The sequence below is a fragment of the Roseovarius tolerans genome (genome assembly GCF_900109855.1).
Taxonomy (GTDB): domain Bacteria; phylum Pseudomonadota; class Alphaproteobacteria; order Rhodobacterales; family Rhodobacteraceae; genus Roseovarius; species Roseovarius tolerans.
The window spans coordinates 132,206-149,084 of sequence record NZ_FOBO01000004.1 but is presented as its reverse complement, the minus strand read 5'-3'; the positions used below and the strand labels follow the sequence as shown (position 1 = coordinate 149,084).

Below are 16,879 nucleotides of genomic sequence, written 5' to 3'. Positions count from 1 at the left end.
TGTATCGCGACAGGGTCCTTGACCACAGCCCCAAAAGGCCCCCGCATGGCAGAAAACGACACCGCCCTGATCCGCGCGGGCGATATCCCCCTCGCGCTCTCGCTGCTCAGCCGCCTGCCGGTGCGCTGCACCTGCTTCGCGCGCGGGGCACGCGCGGCCTGGGCCTATCCGCTGGCCGGGTTGGTGATCGGCGGGCTGGCGGCATTGGGCGGGCTGGTCGCACTGTGGTGCGGTCTGCCAGCGCCTCTGGTGGCGCTTGTGGTCCTGACCCTCGGGATCGTCAGTACCGGCGCGATGCACGAAGACGGGCTCGCCGATAGCGCCGACGGTCTCTGGGGTGGCTGGACGCAGCAAAGGCGGCTGGAGATCATGCGCGACAGCCATATCGGCAGCTACGGCGTGATCGCGCTCTGCCTGTCACTGGCCGCGCGGGGAATCACCCTCTGGCTGCTCTTCGCACAGTCCCCGGCGGCAGGCGTCGCGGGCGTGCTGGTCGCCGCCACCCTGTCACGCGCAGCGATGGCCGGGGTGATGGCCGCCCTGCCCCATGCGCGCGCCGACGGGCTGTCACACAGTCAGGGCCGGGCTCCAATGGCGGCGGTCCTGCTTGGTCTGGGCGTGACGATCGGGGTCGCGCTGATCCTCGCAGGCGGGGCCGGGCTCTGGGCGGTGCTCTGGGCCGGGCTCGTCACGGTCGCGGTGGCGGCCCTCGCCCGGGCCAGGATCGGCGGGCAGACCGGAGACATTCTGGGCGCGACGCAACAGATGGTTGAGATCGCGGTGCTGGTCAGCCTGCTGGCGTGATATGTCGCGAACTTGGGTGGATTTGGGCTTGAGCGGAGATAAGAACCAACCGCGCGAAACGCACCGAAGGTGCCGCGCGATCGCCGGGCCGTCCCGCGGCCTGGCGATATGATAGGGCGCGCAACGTGTTGAGTTTAGAATGACTTGGCTGGGATAAAGTGCGGGCAACAACCGTTGCTTCGCCAGTCCCCGGCCCTGCGACCGCGCGGCACCTTATACGGGGCATTCAATGACCGCTCCAAGCCACCCACAGCCCCTCTCTCAACCTCCCGATCCCCCACGAAAAAGGCCGCGCCCCGAAGGCGCGGCCCAATACCAATCCGCAACCAGGCTTACGCCGCGCGCGAGACCAGAACCTCGTCCACCTGCTTGGCGGCCAGAACCTCATCGCCACCGGAAACAGCCGCGACCTCACGGGTCAGACGCTCGAGCGCCGCCTCGTAAAGCTGGCGCTCGGAATAGCTCTGCTCACGCTGATCGTCGCTGCGATGCAGGTCGCGCACGACCTCGGCGATGGCGATCAAATCGCCCGAGTTGATCTTTTGCTCGTATTCCTGGGCGCGGCGCGACCACATCGCGCGCTTGACCTTGGCCTTGCCCTTAAGCGTTGTCATCGCCTTCGAAATCACGTCGGGGCTGGACAGGCTGCGCATTCCGATTTCCGTCGCCTTGTTGGTCGGCACCCGCAGGGTCATCTTGTCCTTCTCGAAGGAGATCACGAAAAGCTCCAGGGTGATCCCGGCGATTTCCTGCTCTTCGATGGACACGATCTGCCCCACGCCATGGGCGGGGTACACGACATAATCATCAGGGCGAAATTCGGATTTCTTGGATTTCGACATTCGGTTCATTTCCTAGCATGGGGGCCTGCCTTGGTGACGCAGACGAACACACGCCTCGGACCAGTTGCAGACCGGGGATATGTGTCACTGTCACAAGGAAATTCACCCCCAGGCAGCAAGGTGGGTGAATTTATGTCAGGCATCTCTCATTGTTTATGAAGGAAATGTATCACAAAAACGCACCCTGTGAAAGGCCATGCATCACAGGAGCGGTAAATCCATCGTGAAAACAACGGATTCTTCGGTTTTCTCGGGCCGCCCGGCGCGCCATGCACGCCCAAGCCGCGCGAATCGGTCTCAGCCGCCCTCGCCGGGGGCCTCGGAAAAGTACTTCTCCAGCTTGCCGGTCTCACCATCGCGTTCCTCGGCCTCGGGCAGCGGGTCTTTCTTGGTGATGATGACCGGCCACATCTCCGAATACTTGCGGTTGAACTCCACCCATTTCTCCATCTCCGGCTCGGTGTCCGGGCGGATCGCGTCGGCGGGGCATTCCGGCTCGCAGACACCGCAGTCGATGCACTCATCGGGGTGGATGACCAGCATGTTCTCGCCTTCGTAAAAGCAATCCACCGGGCAGACCTCGACGCAGTCGGTGTATTTGCAGGCGATGCAGCTGTCGTTGACGATGTAGGTCATGGTCGTCTCTCATGTTTGCCGGATTGCGCTTCACCTAATCCAGTGAACCGGATCAATCAAGCGTCCCCGGCCCATTGAGATCGAGTTTGCGGCGGTCGCGCTTGGTGGGGCGTCCTTTTCCCTCGTATTTTGGCGCGGGCGGAACGCTGTCCTGCGGCTTGGGCTCGGTCAGATCATCATAGAGGGTTTGCGCCTCGGAGGCCGGGCCGCGCCGCGTGCCGGGGGCCAAAATCCGCACCACCCGCACCGCATCGCCCTGCAAGAAGGTCAGCACATCCTCGGGCCCCACCGCCTGCGCCGGTTTCGACACCCGGTTGCCGTTGACCCGCACATGCCCGCCCGACACTTGCTTGGACGCCAGCGAGCGCGTCTTGAAAAACCGCGCATGCCACAGCCACTTGTCGAGACGGATGCGTGACGCGCCCCCGACCAAGGATCAGCCCTTGGTCTTGAGCCCCATCAGGGCCGCCGCAAAGGGATTGTCGGGGTCGATCTTGTCCTTCTTCTCGGGCTTGGCCGAGTAGTTCCGCGGGTTGTCCTCGCGCGGCTTGCCCCTGGGGCCGCCCTTGCCCTTGGGCTTGCCCTGCGCCTTGCCTTGCGGCTTGCCACGCCCACCCTGTGCGGGGCGGTTGCCACGCGGCGCGCGCGGGGCCCAGGTGAAGGTGTAATAAACCTCGATCTCCGGCTCCGCCATCTCCGGCGTCTCGCCTGGTGTCACTTCCTCTTCCGGGGTCTCCGAAATCTCGGGCACCACCTCGACCTCGGCCTCCGGCGGCTCGGCGGCAATCGGGGCCTCGCCCTGATCCGCGATCGCCTCGACGGCCTCCTCGGCGGTCTCGACCGGGGTCTCCTCGGCGGCTTGCGCGGCATCGGCGGGCGCTTCCGCCACGACCTGATCCACCGGCTTGACCTTCTCGCGCTCACCGCGCTCGGCCTTGTAGCCCAGCCCCTGCATCAGCGCCGCGAACTGCTCCAGCGTCATGCCGGTGATCGACAGCATGTCCGCCTTGGCCTCAAAGCCGCCGCGCGTGTCCTCACTGCGCAGCATGTCGGCCAGCCGTTCCAGCATGTCGATGCGAATCGCCCGCTCACCAGCGGCGCGATACCCGGCCATGCTGTGATAGCCCTTGGGCGCATCGTCCCGCGCGGGCACCGTCACCAGACCCGGCGGCGGTGCCTCGGGGAAATCCTGCAACCCGTTGCTCAGCGACCACAGCACCAGCCGCAGCCGTGTCGGCGCAGGTTTCAGCAGCGCGGGCATGAACACCGTGAACTGACCGAACCGGATGCCATGCTTGCGCAGCACGCTGCGCGCCTCCTGATCAAGCGCCTTGACCTCGGCGGCCACCTCGCCGCGCGGAATGATGCCAAGCGCCTCGACCATGCGAAAGCCAAAGCCGCGTGCCAGACCGCTCAAGGTCTCGTCGCGTTGCAGGTTCATCATCGGCTCGAACAGCGTGGCGATCTTGCGGTCGATGAAATGCTGAAGGCGGCGCTGCACCTTCTGCGCCACATCCGCGCCCGCCTCGTCATCGACAAAGGCCGCGACCTGCGGCTTGAGCGCGTCGGCACCGGGCATCAGCTTGCCCACCGCTTCCTTGCCCCAGAGCAGCCCGCCCTGTTCGGTGAAATCGATCTCGGTATCGGGCGCGTTGTAAAAGCGATCCGCCTTGAGATGGAAATGCGGGGCCAGCGCCTGCAGGCTCGCCTGTTGCAACGTGCGCGCCTCCTTGCCCGCTGCCGCCTTGTCCTGCATGAAGCGGAACCCTTCGAGCCGTCCGACGAATTCGCCTTCGACGCTCACATCACCTTGATCGTTTACCTCGGCCACCATGGCCTCCTTCTGCTTGAGCCGGCGCAAGAGCACGGATGTGCGCCGGTCCACAAATCTTTGCGTCAGACGCTCGTGCAGCGCGTCCGACAGGCGGTCTTCTACCGCGCGAGTCGCGCCGCGCCAATGATTTTCGTCATCCACCCAACCCTTGCGCTGTGCGACATAGGTCCATGTGCGGATATACGCCAGCCGTTTCGACAATGTGTCGATATCACCATCGGTGCGGTCGATCCGCTTGACTTGCCGCGCCAGCCAATCGTCAGGCACACGCCCATACTCAACCAGATCGCCGTAAATTCGTTCCAACAGGCCCGCATGTTCGGCATGGCTGATGCCGCGAAAATCGGGAATGCGGCAGACATCCCACAACAGCCGGACCGAGGGCGCATCGGTGGCGCGCGCCGCGACATCGGGCTCTGCCACCAGCGTCTTGAGCGCGCCCAGATCGTCGGCCTCGCGGGCGCGGGCCAGCAACTCGTGCTCGGGCTTGGCCTCCAACGAGGCGATCAGCGACTGCGTGCTGCCAAAAGCCAGCCGCGCGTTGCGCCATTCCAGCTTGCGAATGGGGGCAAAGCGATGCTCCATGATCGCCTGCGCCAGATCGGGGTCGAGATCGGGCGCCTCGCCGGTCACACCGAATGTGCCATGGCTCATCCCCCGCCCCGCGCGCCCGGCGATCTGCCCCAGCTCATTGGGTTGCAGATGCCGCATCCGCCGCCCGTCGAACTTGGTCAGCGACGAGAACGCCACGTGGTTGATATCGAGGTTGAGCCCCATGCCGATCGCATCGGTCGCCACCAGATAATCGACATCGCCATTCTGATAGAGCGCCACCTGCGCATTGCGCGTGCGCGGGGAAAGCGCGCCCATCACCACCGCCGCCCCGCCCTTTTGCCGACGCAGCAATTCAGCCATCGCATAGACGTTTTCCACCGAAAATCCTACAATCGCACTGCGGGCGGGCATCTTTGAGATCTTCTTCGGCCCCGAATAACTCAGCTGCGACATTCGCTCGCGGCTCAGAAACTCGACGCCCGGCACGAGGTTGGCAATCACGCTGCGCATCGTGTGACTGCCCAGAAACTGGGTCTCGCGCAGGCCCCGCATGCGCAACAGCCGGTCGGTAAAGACATGGCCCCGCTCGGGATCGGCACAAAGCTGTATCTCGTCCACGGCAACGAAATCGGTGCCCATCCCGTCGGGCATCGCCTCAACCGTGCAGACCCAGTATTGCGCGCGCTCGGGCACGATGCGCTCTTCGCCCGTCACCAGCGCCACCACCGACGGGCCGCGCACCGCCACGATCCGGTCATAGACCTCGCGCGCCAACAGGCGCAGCGGCAGGCCGATCACCCCCGTACGATAGCCCAGCATCCGCTCGATGGCGAAATGCGTCTTGCCGGTATTGGTGGGGCCCAGAACCGCAAGGGTTCTCGACTGCTCGGACATCCGCCGCGTTCCTTATGCCGTCAGAGTTCCGCGCCGCCCAGGTCGCGGGCCACACGCTCTTTGGCCTTGGTTACGTCCTCATGGTGGGGATGTATAGCCAACGCGCGTGAAAAGGCGTCATAGGCCAGATCGGGATGCCCGGTCTCATCGAGCAGCACGCCCAGCCCGTAGATCACGTTGAACTGTCGCGGCTCCAGCGCCAGCGCCCGCTCGATATCGGCCAGCGCCAGCCCGTAACGATCCTGCTTGAAAAACGCGACCGAGCGCAGATGCCAGCCCTGCGCGAAGTGCGGCGCATGGTCGATCAGCGCGCTCAGATGCTCGACCGCAGCATCGAGATCACCGGCCTCGATCGCATCTTCGCCCCGGCGCAACAGCAGGTCCATCGCGGGCGAGCCGGATTTCGACCATTCCAGTTCGACCTCGGCGGCGATCTTGCGTGCCTCCGCCGGTTCAGCCGTGGACAGGTCCGACAGCAGCGTATCAAGCCGTGTGTCCTCCGCCATGGCGGGTAAGGAAAACGTGACTACCGCCAGACATGCCGTGACGATACGGTTGAGATTGGTGATTGCTGCGCCCATAACGGTGGTGAGTTTAGCGCAGAATGCCGGGATTCAAACCCCCGACATCGCAATTGTGAAAGGAAGCGCAGATGAGCGACGTGATCAACGCGGCCGTGAAGGCCCTCAACGACAAGATGGGCGACGACGGTTTTGACGGCACCGCGAAATTCGTGATCGAGGGCGAAGGCAGCATCGTCATAGATTCGGATGGCGCGCGTGCCTCCGACGATGACGCCGACGTGACACTCACCGCCGATGCCGACACGTTCGAATCGATCCTGCAGGGCGATCTCGACCCGACGGCGGCCTTCATGTCGGGCCGTCTGAGTGTCGACGGCGACATGGGGCTAGCGATGAAGCTGGGCAGCGTTCTCGCTTGATGGACACGGCACCGTTCTTCGCAGATGTGGCCGAAGGGCCCGAGGGCGGTGCCGCTTGGTGGATCACGGCGCGCGATGACGTGCGCCTGCGCGTCGGCCTCTGGAACCGCGAGGCCCCCCGGGGCACGGTCCTGCTCTGGCCCGGACGCACCGAGTATATCGAGAAATACGGCCGCGCCGCGACACGGTTCGCCGCAGGGGGATATGCCACCTTCGCCATCGACTGGCGCGGCCAGGGATTGGCCAGCCGCCTGCTTGACGATTCGATGTCTGGCCATGTGCATCAATTCATCGACTACCAGCACGATGTCGCCGCGATGATGCAGGCCGCCGAGAGGCTCGACCTGCCGCGCCCGTGGCATCTTCTGGCGCATTCGATGGGCGGCTGCATCGGGCTGCGCGCGGTGATGCAGGGGCTCGATGTCGCAAGCGTCGCCTTTTCGGGTCCGATGTGGGGGATCAGGATGGCCGACGCGCTGCGCCCGGTGGCGTGGTCGCTATCCTGGGGCAGCCGTCAGGTCGGAATGAGCCATCGCTACGCCCCCGGCACCGCCGCGGAACATTACGTGCTGAGCGAGCCGTTCGAGACCAACAAGCTCACCAATGATCAGGACATGTGGGCCTATATGGGGCGGCAGTTGCGGGCGCATCCCGCGCTTGGCCTGGGCGGCCCCAGCCTGCACTGGCTGCACGAGGCGCTGCGCGAGACCCGTGATCTCGCGCGCCGCCCCTCGCCCGACCTGCCCTGCCTGACCATTCTGGGCAGCGACGAGGATATCGTCGATGTGCCGCGCGTGCATGGTCGCATGAAACGCTGGCCGGGCGGACGGCTCGAACTCGTGCCCGGCGGTCGCCACGAGACGCTGATGGATACCGAGGCGACGCAGGCCCGCCTCTTCAGCCTGCTCTGCGACTTCTACAGCAGCACCGGCCCGTCCGACGCCGTGGCGGTGTCCTGACAGCCCATCCCAAACCCCGCTGCAACGAAAAAGGCCCCGCCAACCGGCAGGGCCTTTTCGATGAGACGGGTTAATCTCAGGAAGCTTCGGAAATGAACTTCACCGCATCGCCCACGGTCTGGATGGTGTCGGCGGCGTCATCCGGAATCTCGATGCCGAATTCCTCTTCGAAGGCCATGACCAGCTCGACCGTGTCAAGGCTGTCTGCGCCCAGATCGTCGATGAACGAGGCCTTGTCCACGACCTTGTCCTCTTCCACGCCCAGGTGTTCCACAACGATCTTTTTCACGCGGTCTGCGATATCGCTCATGTCTTACTTCCTCATATTGTCTTGGGCGGCTTGCCCGTTCTCTGCCCCCGCCCGGCGCGGGAAGCGGCTTTGATTGTGCCCCTGCGGGCGGCTCTCGACTGCCTGAAAGCACAGGCCACCGGGAGAAACCGCATATCCCTCCGGCAAATCTGCGTGGCCTATAGCATATGCGCCGCCGATGGCAAATGCTTTCACTCGCCCCGTCGGTCACGATTTGCGACGCTTGGCTCAGATCATCGCCATCCCGCCATTGACGTGCAGCGTGGCCCCGGTGACGTAACCCGCCTCGGGGCTGGCCAGATACAGCACCGCCGCCGCGATCTCCTCGGGCGTGCCCATGCGACCTGTCGGTATCTGCCCGTTGATCGCCGCTTTCTGCTCGTCGGTCAGCTTTTCGGTCATCGGCGTGGCGATGAAACCGGGGGCCACGACATTCGCAGTGATCCCGCGCGTCGCGACTTCTTGGGCGATGGATTTGGTCATGCCCGTCAACCCGGCCTTGGCGGCGGCATAGTTCACCTGACCGGGGTTGCCGGTGCTGCCCACGACCGAGCCCACATTGACGATCCGGCCCCAGCGGGCCTTCATCATCGGACGCACCGAGCCACGGCAGAGCCGCATCGCCGAGGTCAGGTTGACGTTGAGAACATCCAGCCAGTCGTCATCCGACATCCGCATGAACAGCTGGTCGCGGGTGATGCCCGCATTGTTCACAAGGATATCGAGACTGCCCATGGCGGCAATCGCCTCCTTCGGCAGCGCCTCCACCGCATCCTTGTCGCCCAGATTGCAGGGCAGCACATGCGCGCGCTCGCCCAGGTTACCGGCCAGTGCCTCCAGCGGCTCCACCCGGGTGCCCGACAGGCCCACACTCGCCCCCGCGCCATGCAGCGCCCGCGCAATCGCCGCCCCAATGCCGCCCGACGCACCAGTCACCAGCGCGCATTTTCCCGTCAGATCGAACATGTTTCCGAGCCTTCTTTCTACATACTTCGCGGGTGATTAACACATTGTCCGCTTTTTGCCAGCCTGCAGCCGCAACATCGCCGAAATCCGCGCATATCCGATATGATCTTGCATTCGGACTGTTACGATGATCGAACAAAACCCATTCTTCGGCCCGTTTGCCGGTGGCGATCTGGGATCGGTGCCGCATATCGTGATGGCCATGCTTGTCGCGATCCTGGTTCTTGGCGTGCTGACAAAACATTGGCGCAGGTCCGGGCGCCGGGGCCACGGACGTCGCAGGCATGCCGCAGGTGCCGTGATCCTGCCTTTCCAGAAAGCGCGCCAAAACACATCGACGACCAATACCCAAAACATGCATCTTCCAGAGCAACAGATGATCGCGGTCGCGGCGGCAACCTTTGAAACACAGCCGCTTCTCAACAAATCCGAAGCCCGCCTGCTGCCTGTTATCGAAGCCACTCTGGCAGAACTCGGACGCGGTCATCGGGTGATGGCGCAGACAAGCGTCGGAGAGGTTCTTCGTCCATGCAATGATCAGGATGCAGCCACGCGCGATGCCGCCCATGCCGCGATCAACTCGAAGCGGTTCGATTTCTCGGTGATTGATTGCTTTGGCCGCCTCGTGGTCGCAATCGAATACCAAGGAGGCGGCCATTACCGCAAGACTGCGTTCATGCGCGATGCCGTAAAACGCGAGGCCTGTCGCAAAGCGGGTGTGGCGTTCATCGAGGTGCACACCGACACCCTACCCCACGAACTCAAGGAGCAACTTGTGAAGCTCATTGGCTTTAAACCCGCCGTCGGGTCCGCGCCCTAGGGCATATCTGCAGTTCAGAGTGATGCCGCTGCCGCCGCCGCATCGTCCGCCGTGCCGACCGCCCGGCAGGCGATCTCGCGGTCGATCCTGCGGATCATCCCCGACAGCGCCTTGCCCGCGCCGATCTCCCAGATCTCGGTCACGCCCGCACCGCTCATATATTGCACCGACTCGCGCCAGCGCACCGATCCGGTGACCTGCTCTATCAGCAATTGGCGGATCTCCGCAGGGTCCGAAACCGCGCTTGCGCGGACATTTGCCACCAGCGGCACGGCGGGGGCCTTGATCTCGACCTGCGACAGCGCCGCCGTCATCGCCTCGGCAGCGGGCTGCATCAGCGCGCAGTGAAACGGCGCGCTCACCGGCAACAGGACGGCACGCTTGGCGCCCTTTTCCTTGGCCAGTTTGATCGCGCGCTCCACCGCCGCCTTGTGCCCCGAGACCACGACCTGACCGGGATCATTGTCGTTCGCGGCCTGACAGACCTCGCCCTGTGCGGCCTCTTGGGCCACGGCGCGCGCCGCCTCGAAATCGAGCCCCAGCAGCGCCGCCATCGCGCCCACGCCCACCGGCACGGCCTCCTGCATGGCGCGGCCCCGGATGCGCAACAGCCGCGCGGTATCGGCAACGCTCAGGCTGCCCGCCGCCGCCAATGCGGAATATTCGCCCAAGGAGTGCCCCGCCACGAACGCCGCCTGCCCGATCTCGACCCCCTCGGCCTCCAGCGCACGCAGCGCTGCCAGGGACGTGGCCATCAAGGCGGGCTGCGCGTTGGCGGTCAGGGTCAGCTGGTCCTGCTCCCCCTCCCAGATCAGCGCCGAGAGCTTTTCACCCAAGGCCGCGTCCACCTCGTCGAAAACCGCCCGCGCGGCCGGGTAGGCCTTCGCCAGATCGGCCCCCATGCCTATCACTTGCGCGCCCTGTCCGGGGAATACGAATGCTCGGCTCATCTGCCCCTGCCTCCCTTTGAAAAAGTGCCCCCCGATACATCGCCATGCCCCCCAAGGCAACGTCAAAGCCCGTTCCCGCAGTAATGCACGAGCCATGTGCGCGCGCGGCGATTGTCTCTGGCGTCGCATCATCTAGTTTGACGCGAAACCCGCAACAGGACGAGTGCGATGCCCCTGACCAATTCCGCCGACACCTATGGCCGCGTGACCAAGACATTTCACTGGCTCACCGCGCTTCTGATCCTGTCCAACATCGCGCTTGGCTGGATCGCCTCGGATGTCGCCCACGCGGTCGAGGGCGGCGCAGACGAGACGCTGATCGCCCGCGCCACCCTGCTCTTCTCGATCCACAAGACGCTTGGCGTGACGATCTTCTTCGTCGCCCTCGCCCGCATTCTATGGGCACTGGGCCAGACCAAGCCGGGCCTGCTGAACGGTGACAAACCCGCCGAGGCGTGGCTTGCGGAAACCGTGCACTGGCTGCTCTACGGCTCGCTCGTGCTGGTGCCGCTGTCGGGCTGGGTGCATCACGCCGCCACCTCTGGCTTCGCGCCGATCTGGTGGCCGTTCGGGCAGACCCTGCCCTTCGTTCCCAAATCCGAACTGCTGTCACAGGCCGCCGGGACGGCGCATTTCATCCTGCAATGGGTGCTCACCGGGGCGATCGCCGCGCATATGGCAGGCGCGCTCAAGCATCACCTGATCGACCGCGACGCCACCCTGCGGCGCATGCTGCCGGGGCAGGTCTCGGCCCCGCCCACGGCGCGCCAGCCCGGTCATGTGCTACCCTTCGTCACCGCACTCGCGGTATGGGGCGCGGCCATGGGAGGTGCCACGGCCCTCGGCTGGTTCGCCACCGAACAATCCGGCGGCCCTGCCCTCGCGCAGGTCGAAAGTGACTGGCAGGTCGAGAGCGGCCAGTTGCAGATCGCCATCCGTCAGATGGGATCCGAGGTGACCGGCAATTTCGCCGACTGGACTGCCGACATCACCTATGCCGAAACCCCCGACGAAAGCGGCCAGCATGGCACGGTCGAGGTGACGGTCAGCATCCCGTCGCTCACCCTCGGGTCGGTCACACAGCAGGCAATGGGCGCGGATTTCTTCAACGTGAACGAATACCCCACCGCCACATTCGCCGCCGACCTGTCGGCAGAGGGCGACGGCCACGTGGCGCGCGGCACGCTCACCATCCGCGACCAATCCGTGCCGGTCGAGATGCCCTTCGATCTGACCATCGAAGACGACACCGCCACCGCCTCGGGCGGCCTCACCGTGGACCGGCGCGATTTCAACATCGGTCAGGGGGTCAGCGACGAGGGATCACTGGGCTATTCGGTCGAGATTCGCTTCGACCTGACCGCCACGCGAGAGGGTGGGGCGTGAAACGCCCTGTCTGACGCCGGTCTGATGGCATCGCGCGACGCGGTTGTCTTGGCGCTGTCGCTGCCGCAACCCAAACCCGGCACCGCCCGACAGCCCCTTGCCCTAGCTCTCCTGCACCGGCCCAACGGCCAGCACGTCGCCGGTCGGCGCGCCCGTGGGCGAGCCACCTTCGGGCTCGTCGGAAATGGCCAGCACGGCCCCGGCGACGCGCCCGCGCAGATCGTCCGCAACCCGCAGGACCGCCTGCGCATACTGCGGCATCACGCCAAGCGACACCGGCGCATCCTCACCGGCGATCAGCCACAGTTCCAGCGCCCGCCCCGGGGCGGCACCTCCGGCCTCGCGATCGACAAAGAGCGTGCCGGTCGCATCATCATAGACCGCCTGCACCACAAGACTGCCATCCTCTGCCGCGATCTGCGCCACATAGGGCGGATCGACCGGCGGCACCGGCCCGCGCTCCACCAGATCGGGCAGGAACACGGCCAGCACCAGCACAGCCGCCGCCGCGATCCCGCCACCCCAGAGCGTCAAGCGCCGCAGCCACGACCCCCGCTCGCGGGTGCCGAACAGCCCCGCCTCGATCTGCTGCCAGACCCTCGCGGGCGGCGCTTGCGGCGTTATATCATCGGTCAGCCCCGCGAAATCCTCAGCCCATTGCGCATAGAGCGTACGCAGTTCAGGCTCGCGCACCATGCGCGCCTCGAACGCGGCCGCATCCTCTGCCGAGAGCAGCCCGAGGGTGTATTCCCCCGCAAGGACCCGATCGTCCCGGTCTGGCTGGTCCTGATCGCTCATCGCGTCAGACACTCCCTCAAGCTCAGCAGGCTGCGGCGCAGCCAGGTTCGCATCGTGTTCAGCGGCACGTCGAAACGCGCCGCCAGATCGGCATAGGTCTCACCCTCGAGATAGGCGCGGCGCACCGCCTCGGCATGTTTGGCGGCAAGTTCCTCGAAACAGGCCACAAGGCGGCCCCGCTCGGACGCCGCGACGGCGAGGGCCTCGGGCCCCGCGCCGTCATCGGCGATCCGCTCTTCCAGTTCCGCCGGTGTCTCGGCCCGTCGCAGCTTGCGCAAGCGGTCCACGGCGCTGTTGCGAGCAATGGTAATCAGCCATGTCATCGGGCTCAGCCCGTTGACAGTATACCTGTCCGCATTGTGCCAGACTTTGACATAGATCTCTTGCAACACCTCTTCCGCCTCCGCGCGATCGTTCAAGACACGCAGCGTCACGCCAAAGAGTTTCGCCGAGGTGGCACCATAAAGCGCCTTGAACGCGGCCCGGTCCCCCTGAGCCACGCGCGCTATCAGATTTTCAATGTCCGCGCGTGTCGTCATTCAACCGCCGATGTCCTGTTCGCAGCACCAACCTAACACGCCTGCGCCATATGACCAGTCCTGCATGCCCTTGAGGCCAATCCAATCTTGCCCCTTCCCCTTGCCCTCACCTGCGATATGTTGCACCACGAGACGCAAATAACGACCCGATTGAAGGACCGGCGACATGGCTGACGGCACGATTGACATCAATGCGAAACCGACCGAGGAAATCTCCGTCCGCGACACCTTTGGCATCGACACGGACATGGTCGTCAAGGGGTTCCCGGACCGCAGCGAGCGCGTGCCGGAATTCGATTCGACCTACAAGTTCGACCCCGACACGACGCTGGCCATCCTCGCGGGGTTTTCCCACAACCGCCGGGTGATGATCCAGGGCTACCACGGCACCGGCAAATCGACCCATATCGAGCAGGTCGCGGCCCGGCTCAACTGGCCCTGCGTGCGGGTCAATCTTGATAGCCATATCAGCCGGATCGACCTCATCGGCAAGGACGCGATCAAGCTGCGCGACGGGGTGCAGGTCACCGAGTTTCACGAGGGCATCCTGCCCTGGGCGCTGCGCAACCCGACCGCCATCGTCTTTGACGAATACGATGCGGGCCGCGCCGATGTGATGTTCGTCATTCAGCGCGTGCTCGAGGCCGACGGCAAGCTGACACTGCTCGATCAGAACGAGGTGATCACGCCCAACCCGTTCTTCCGCCTCTTCGCCACCGCCAACACGGTGGGTCTGGGCGACACCACCGGCCTCTATCACGGCACGCAGCAGATCAACCAGGGCCAGATGGACCGCTGGTCGCTGGTCGCGACGCTCAATTACCTGAGCCACGACGCCGAGACCGCGATCGTGCTGGCCAAGAACCCGCTCTATAATACCGCCGAGGGGCGCAAGACCGTGAGCCGCATGGTGACGGTGGCCGATCTGTCGCGCACCGCCTTCATGAATGGCGAACTCAGCACGGTGATGAGTCCCCGCACCGTGATCGCATGGGCGCAGAACACCAATATCTTCCGCAATGTCGGCTACGCGTTCCGCCTGACCTTCCTCAACAAATGCGACGAGTTGGAGCGCCAGACGGTGGCGGAATTCTACCAGCGCTGCTTCGACGAGGAACTGCCGGAAAGTGCGGCGAATGTGAGCGTGCAGTGAGCGACGGCAGTTGGTTAACCGCTGATTATGCGCTGATCATCAGCCTTTTTTCCTTGTGCTTAGCTTTCGCCGCGTTTGTTTGGAATGTCTGGTCAAAATTCATTTTTCCAAAAGCAAAGGTTCGAGTTTTTCTATCAGTGGTACATTGCGATCTAGCAACCGGACACATCATTGCAGAGAATAATCAGGGTGATTTTCCGGGAGGGTGGAGTAAATCGGACTTGGAATACCCTTGTGTGCGTATATCGGCTACCAATTTCGGCCCGGGCGCGATCAAGCTGCAATCCGCGATAGCCAAAAAAAGCAGATTCAGTACTTTTTCTCCGGGTGCAGTAGGCCTCCTGAACCCTTACAATAATTATCCATCAAATTTGTCTTCAAATGGCCCATTTAGTGGAGGACTACCAGCCAACCTCGAAGTGGGAGAGGAATTTTCAGTTTATTTTCCTATTGAACCTGCTTGGACGAGCACAGAGAACCTCACAAAGTTTGGTTTTCTGGACGTTTTCGGAAGATACCACTATTGCAAAACTAGGGATGTCCAATCTTTACGAAGAGCCGTCTTCAGGCATGGAAAAGAGGCCGCGTCATGAACAAACCCTCCGACAACCCCGCCGACCCGTTCAAGAAGGCGCTCGCCAATGCCACCAAGGTGATGGCAGACGATGCGGATCTGACCGTCAGCTACTCGGTCGATCCGGCGGGAATTTCGGGCGATGCGATGCGCCTGCCGCAGGTCAGCCGCCGGATGAGCCGCGAGGAGGTGCTGATCGCACGCGGCACCGCCGATGCGCTGGCGCTGCGGCACAAGTTCCACGACGCCAGCACCCATGCCCGCTACGCCCCACCCGGCGATATGGCCCGCGATCTCTACGAGGCGATGGAAACCGCCCGCTGCGAGGCCGTGGGCGCGCGCGAGATGCCCGGCACCGCCACCAATATCGACGCCAAGATCGCGCAGGACGCGACCCGTCTGGGCTTCGAGCAGATCACCAATTCCGCCGATGCGCCCCTGCCCGCTGCCGCGGGCTACCTGATCCGCCACCTCGCCACCGGGCGCAACATGCCGCCCGGCGCGCAGAACGTGATGGAGCTGTGGCGCGGCTTCATCGAGGAGCAGGCCGGCGGCACGCTGGAAAACCTTCAGGACACGCTTGCCGATCAGACCGAGTTCGCGCGCTTCGCGCGCCGGATCATCGAGGATCTGGGCTATGGCGATCAGTTGGGCGACGATCCCGACAGCGCCGAGGACGATCAGGAAGACGACGCCGAGGAGACCGGCGAAGAGCAGGAAGAGCCCGATAGCAGCGGTCAGGATGACAGCGACGAGGAAGAGGCCGAGGCCGACCCCGAGCGCAGTCAGGACGAGCAGCAGGATGCGCAACAGGCGCAGGTCAGCATGGACGAGATGTCCGACGAGGACATGGACGAAGAAACCGAACTGCCCGAGGGCGAGGCCCCGCTAGAGCCGCCCGCACCGCAGCCGATTTCCGACGCCGACCCCAATTACATCGTCTACAGCACCGAGCATGACGAGGAAATCCGCGCTGAGGATCTGGCCGATCCGGTGGAACTGGAACGCCTGCGCGCCTATCTCGATCAGCAGCTGGAACCGCTGAAAGGCGCTGTGTCACGTCTCGCCAACAAGCTGCAACGCCGCCTGCAGGCACAGCAGAGCCGCTCTTGGGAATTCGACCGCGAGGAGGGTATTCTCGATGCCGGTCGGCTGGCCCGCGTCGTCGCGAACCCCACCACGCCGCTCAGCTTCAAGGTTGAGAAGGATACCGAGTTCCGCGACACGGTGGTCACACTTCTGTTGGACAATTCCGGCTCGATGCGCGGGCGCCCCATATCCATCGCCGCCATCTGCGCCGATGTCCTCGCGCGCACGCTGGAGCGGTGTTCGGTCAAGGTCGAGGTGCTGGGCTTCACCACCCGTGCCTGGAAAGGCGGGCAGAGCCGCGAGAAATGGCTGGCCGAGGGCCGCCCGCAACTACCCGGTCGCCTGAACGATCTGCGCCACATCATCTACAAATCCGCCGACGCCCCGATGCGCCGGACGCGCGACAACCTCGGGCTGATGATGAAAGAGGGGCTGCTCAAGGAAAACATCGACGGCGAGGCGCTGGAATGGGCGCATAAGCGCATCACCGCCCGCAAGGAGCAGCGCAAGATCCTGATGGTGATTTCCGACGGCGCGCCGGTCGATGACAGCACGCTCAGCGTGAACCCCGCCAATTACCTTGAGAAACACCTGCGCGACGTGATCGCCATGGTCGAGCGGCGCAAACAGGTGGAACTGCTGGCCATCGGCATCGGCCATGACGTGACCCGCTATTATGAGCGCGCGGTGACGATCACCGATGCCGATCAACTCGCCGGTGCGATGACCGAGCAACTGGCGGCGCTTTTCGACAGCGACCCGCGCGCACGGGCGCGGATGATGGGGATCAGGAAGGCGGTCTGAGGGCTGGTTTTGGGCTGGAACTG

The 16,879-nt window shown here is 64.3% G+C and carries 18 protein-coding genes; 8 read left to right on the top strand and 10 right to left on the bottom strand.

The genetic code is table 11. The features are described from left to right. Positions 1 to 45: 45 nt before the first annotated feature. Positions 46 to 804 carry an adenosylcobinamide-GDP ribazoletransferase gene (locus BMX04_RS05395; RefSeq protein ID WP_074785329.1) on the top strand — a complete coding sequence of 253 codons (759 nt, stop codon included), beginning with the start codon at positions 46 to 48 and terminating at the stop codon, positions 802 to 804. 332 nt (positions 805 to 1,136) lie between these two features. Here the strand turns inward: BMX04_RS05395 and BMX04_RS05390 are convergent, their stop codons facing one another. From BMX04_RS05390 to BMX04_RS05370, 5 genes are all read right to left on the bottom strand, one after another. Beyond that, complete coding sequence (locus tag BMX04_RS05390; protein ID WP_050663744.1) at positions 1,137 to 1,646, bottom strand: CarD family transcriptional regulator; 510 nt, start codon at positions 1,644 to 1,646, stop codon at positions 1,137 to 1,139. A gap of 297 nt (positions 1,647 to 1,943) precedes the next feature. Further along, complete coding sequence (gene fdxA, locus BMX04_RS05385) at positions 1,944 to 2,282, bottom strand: ferredoxin FdxA (protein WP_074785328.1); 339 nt, start codon at positions 2,280 to 2,282, stop codon at positions 1,944 to 1,946. Between the two features lie 52 nt (positions 2,283 to 2,334). Then, positions 2,335 to 2,715: an RNA-binding S4 domain-containing protein gene (locus tag BMX04_RS05380; protein ID WP_074785327.1), complete on the bottom strand. Its 381-nt coding sequence runs from the start codon at positions 2,713 to 2,715 to the stop codon at positions 2,335 to 2,337. 3 nt (positions 2,716 to 2,718) lie between these two features. Next, positions 2,719 to 5,565, bottom strand: coding sequence for a helicase-related protein (locus BMX04_RS05375; protein WP_074785326.1), 2,847 nt, complete (start codon positions 5,563 to 5,565; stop codon positions 2,719 to 2,721). A 20-nt stretch (positions 5,566 to 5,585) separates the two neighbouring features. Then, positions 5,586 to 6,146, bottom strand: a complete 561-nt coding sequence (locus tag BMX04_RS05370) for a tetratricopeptide repeat protein (protein WP_074785325.1) — start codon at positions 6,144 to 6,146, stop codon at positions 5,586 to 5,588. Between the two features lie 71 nt (positions 6,147 to 6,217). Between BMX04_RS05370 and BMX04_RS05365 the strand changes: the two genes are divergently transcribed. Both BMX04_RS05365 and BMX04_RS05360 read left to right on the top strand, forming a co-directional pair. Then, positions 6,218 to 6,508: an SCP2 sterol-binding domain-containing protein gene (locus BMX04_RS05365; RefSeq protein WP_050663739.1), complete on the top strand. Its 291-nt coding sequence runs from the start codon at positions 6,218 to 6,220 to the stop codon at positions 6,506 to 6,508. After that, positions 6,508 to 7,467, top strand: a complete 960-nt coding sequence (locus BMX04_RS05360; RefSeq protein WP_074785324.1) for an alpha/beta fold hydrolase — start codon at positions 6,508 to 6,510, stop codon at positions 7,465 to 7,467. Before BMX04_RS05365 ends, BMX04_RS05360 begins: the two co-directional genes overlap by 1 nt. Before the next feature lie 76 nt (positions 7,468 to 7,543). On the opposite strand, the gene BMX04_RS05355 is transcribed toward BMX04_RS05360, so the two are convergent. Further along, the gene (locus BMX04_RS05355; protein ID WP_050663737.1) at positions 7,544 to 7,777 is read right to left on the bottom strand and encodes an acyl carrier protein; all 234 of its coding nucleotides are present in this window, start codon (positions 7,775 to 7,777) and stop codon (positions 7,544 to 7,546) included. Positions 7,778 to 8,005: 228 nt separating this feature from the next. Continuing rightward, positions 8,006 to 8,743, bottom strand: a complete 738-nt coding sequence (gene fabG, locus BMX04_RS05350) for a 3-oxoacyl-[acyl-carrier-protein] reductase (RefSeq protein ID WP_074785323.1) — start codon at positions 8,741 to 8,743, stop codon at positions 8,006 to 8,008. A gap of 127 nt (positions 8,744 to 8,870) precedes the next feature. Between fabG and BMX04_RS05345 the strand changes: the two genes are divergently transcribed. Beyond that, on the top strand, positions 8,871 to 9,563 hold the full coding sequence (locus BMX04_RS05345; protein WP_074785322.1) for a DUF2726 domain-containing protein: 693 nt from the start codon (positions 8,871 to 8,873) through the stop codon (positions 9,561 to 9,563). Positions 9,564 to 9,577: 14 nt separating this feature from the next. On the opposite strand, the gene fabD is transcribed toward BMX04_RS05345, so the two are convergent. After that, positions 9,578 to 10,513, bottom strand: coding sequence for an ACP S-malonyltransferase (fabD, locus tag BMX04_RS05340; RefSeq protein ID WP_074785321.1), 936 nt, complete (start codon positions 10,511 to 10,513; stop codon positions 9,578 to 9,580). 168 nt (positions 10,514 to 10,681) lie between these two features. Between fabD and BMX04_RS05335 the strand changes: the two genes are divergently transcribed. Further along, positions 10,682 to 11,899: a cytochrome b/b6 domain-containing protein gene (locus BMX04_RS05335; protein WP_074785320.1), complete on the top strand. Its 1,218-nt coding sequence runs from the start codon at positions 10,682 to 10,684 to the stop codon at positions 11,897 to 11,899. A gap of 102 nt (positions 11,900 to 12,001) precedes the next feature. On the opposite strand, the gene BMX04_RS05330 is transcribed toward BMX04_RS05335, so the two are convergent. After that, complete coding sequence (locus tag BMX04_RS05330) at positions 12,002 to 12,697, bottom strand: anti-sigma factor (protein WP_074785319.1); 696 nt, start codon at positions 12,695 to 12,697, stop codon at positions 12,002 to 12,004. Next, positions 12,694 to 13,236 carry a sigma-70 family RNA polymerase sigma factor gene (locus tag BMX04_RS05325; protein WP_074785318.1) on the bottom strand — a complete coding sequence of 181 codons (543 nt, stop codon included), beginning with the start codon at positions 13,234 to 13,236 and terminating at the stop codon, positions 12,694 to 12,696. The genes BMX04_RS05330 and BMX04_RS05325 overlap by 4 nt, the downstream gene beginning before the upstream one ends. A 166-nt stretch (positions 13,237 to 13,402) precedes the next feature. Here BMX04_RS05325 and cobS point away from each other — a divergent pair, with 166 nt between their 5' ends. From cobS to cobT, 3 genes are read left to right on the top strand one after another with little or no spacing between them, the layout of a single operon-like run. Then, entirely contained in the window at positions 13,403 to 14,389 is a 987-nt protein-coding gene (gene cobS, locus BMX04_RS05320) for a cobaltochelatase subunit CobS (protein ID WP_050662877.1), read from the top strand. Next, positions 14,386 to 14,982, top strand: a complete 597-nt coding sequence (locus tag BMX04_RS19015; protein WP_139194498.1) for a hypothetical protein — start codon at positions 14,386 to 14,388, stop codon at positions 14,980 to 14,982. The genes cobS and BMX04_RS19015 overlap by 4 nt, the downstream gene beginning before the upstream one ends. After that, positions 14,979 to 16,856 (top strand): cobaltochelatase subunit CobT, encoded by a 1,878-nt coding sequence (gene cobT / locus BMX04_RS05315; protein ID WP_074785317.1) that lies wholly within the window; start codon positions 14,979 to 14,981, stop codon positions 16,854 to 16,856. The genes BMX04_RS19015 and cobT overlap by 4 nt, the downstream gene beginning before the upstream one ends. Positions 16,857 to 16,879 lie beyond the last annotated feature (23 nt).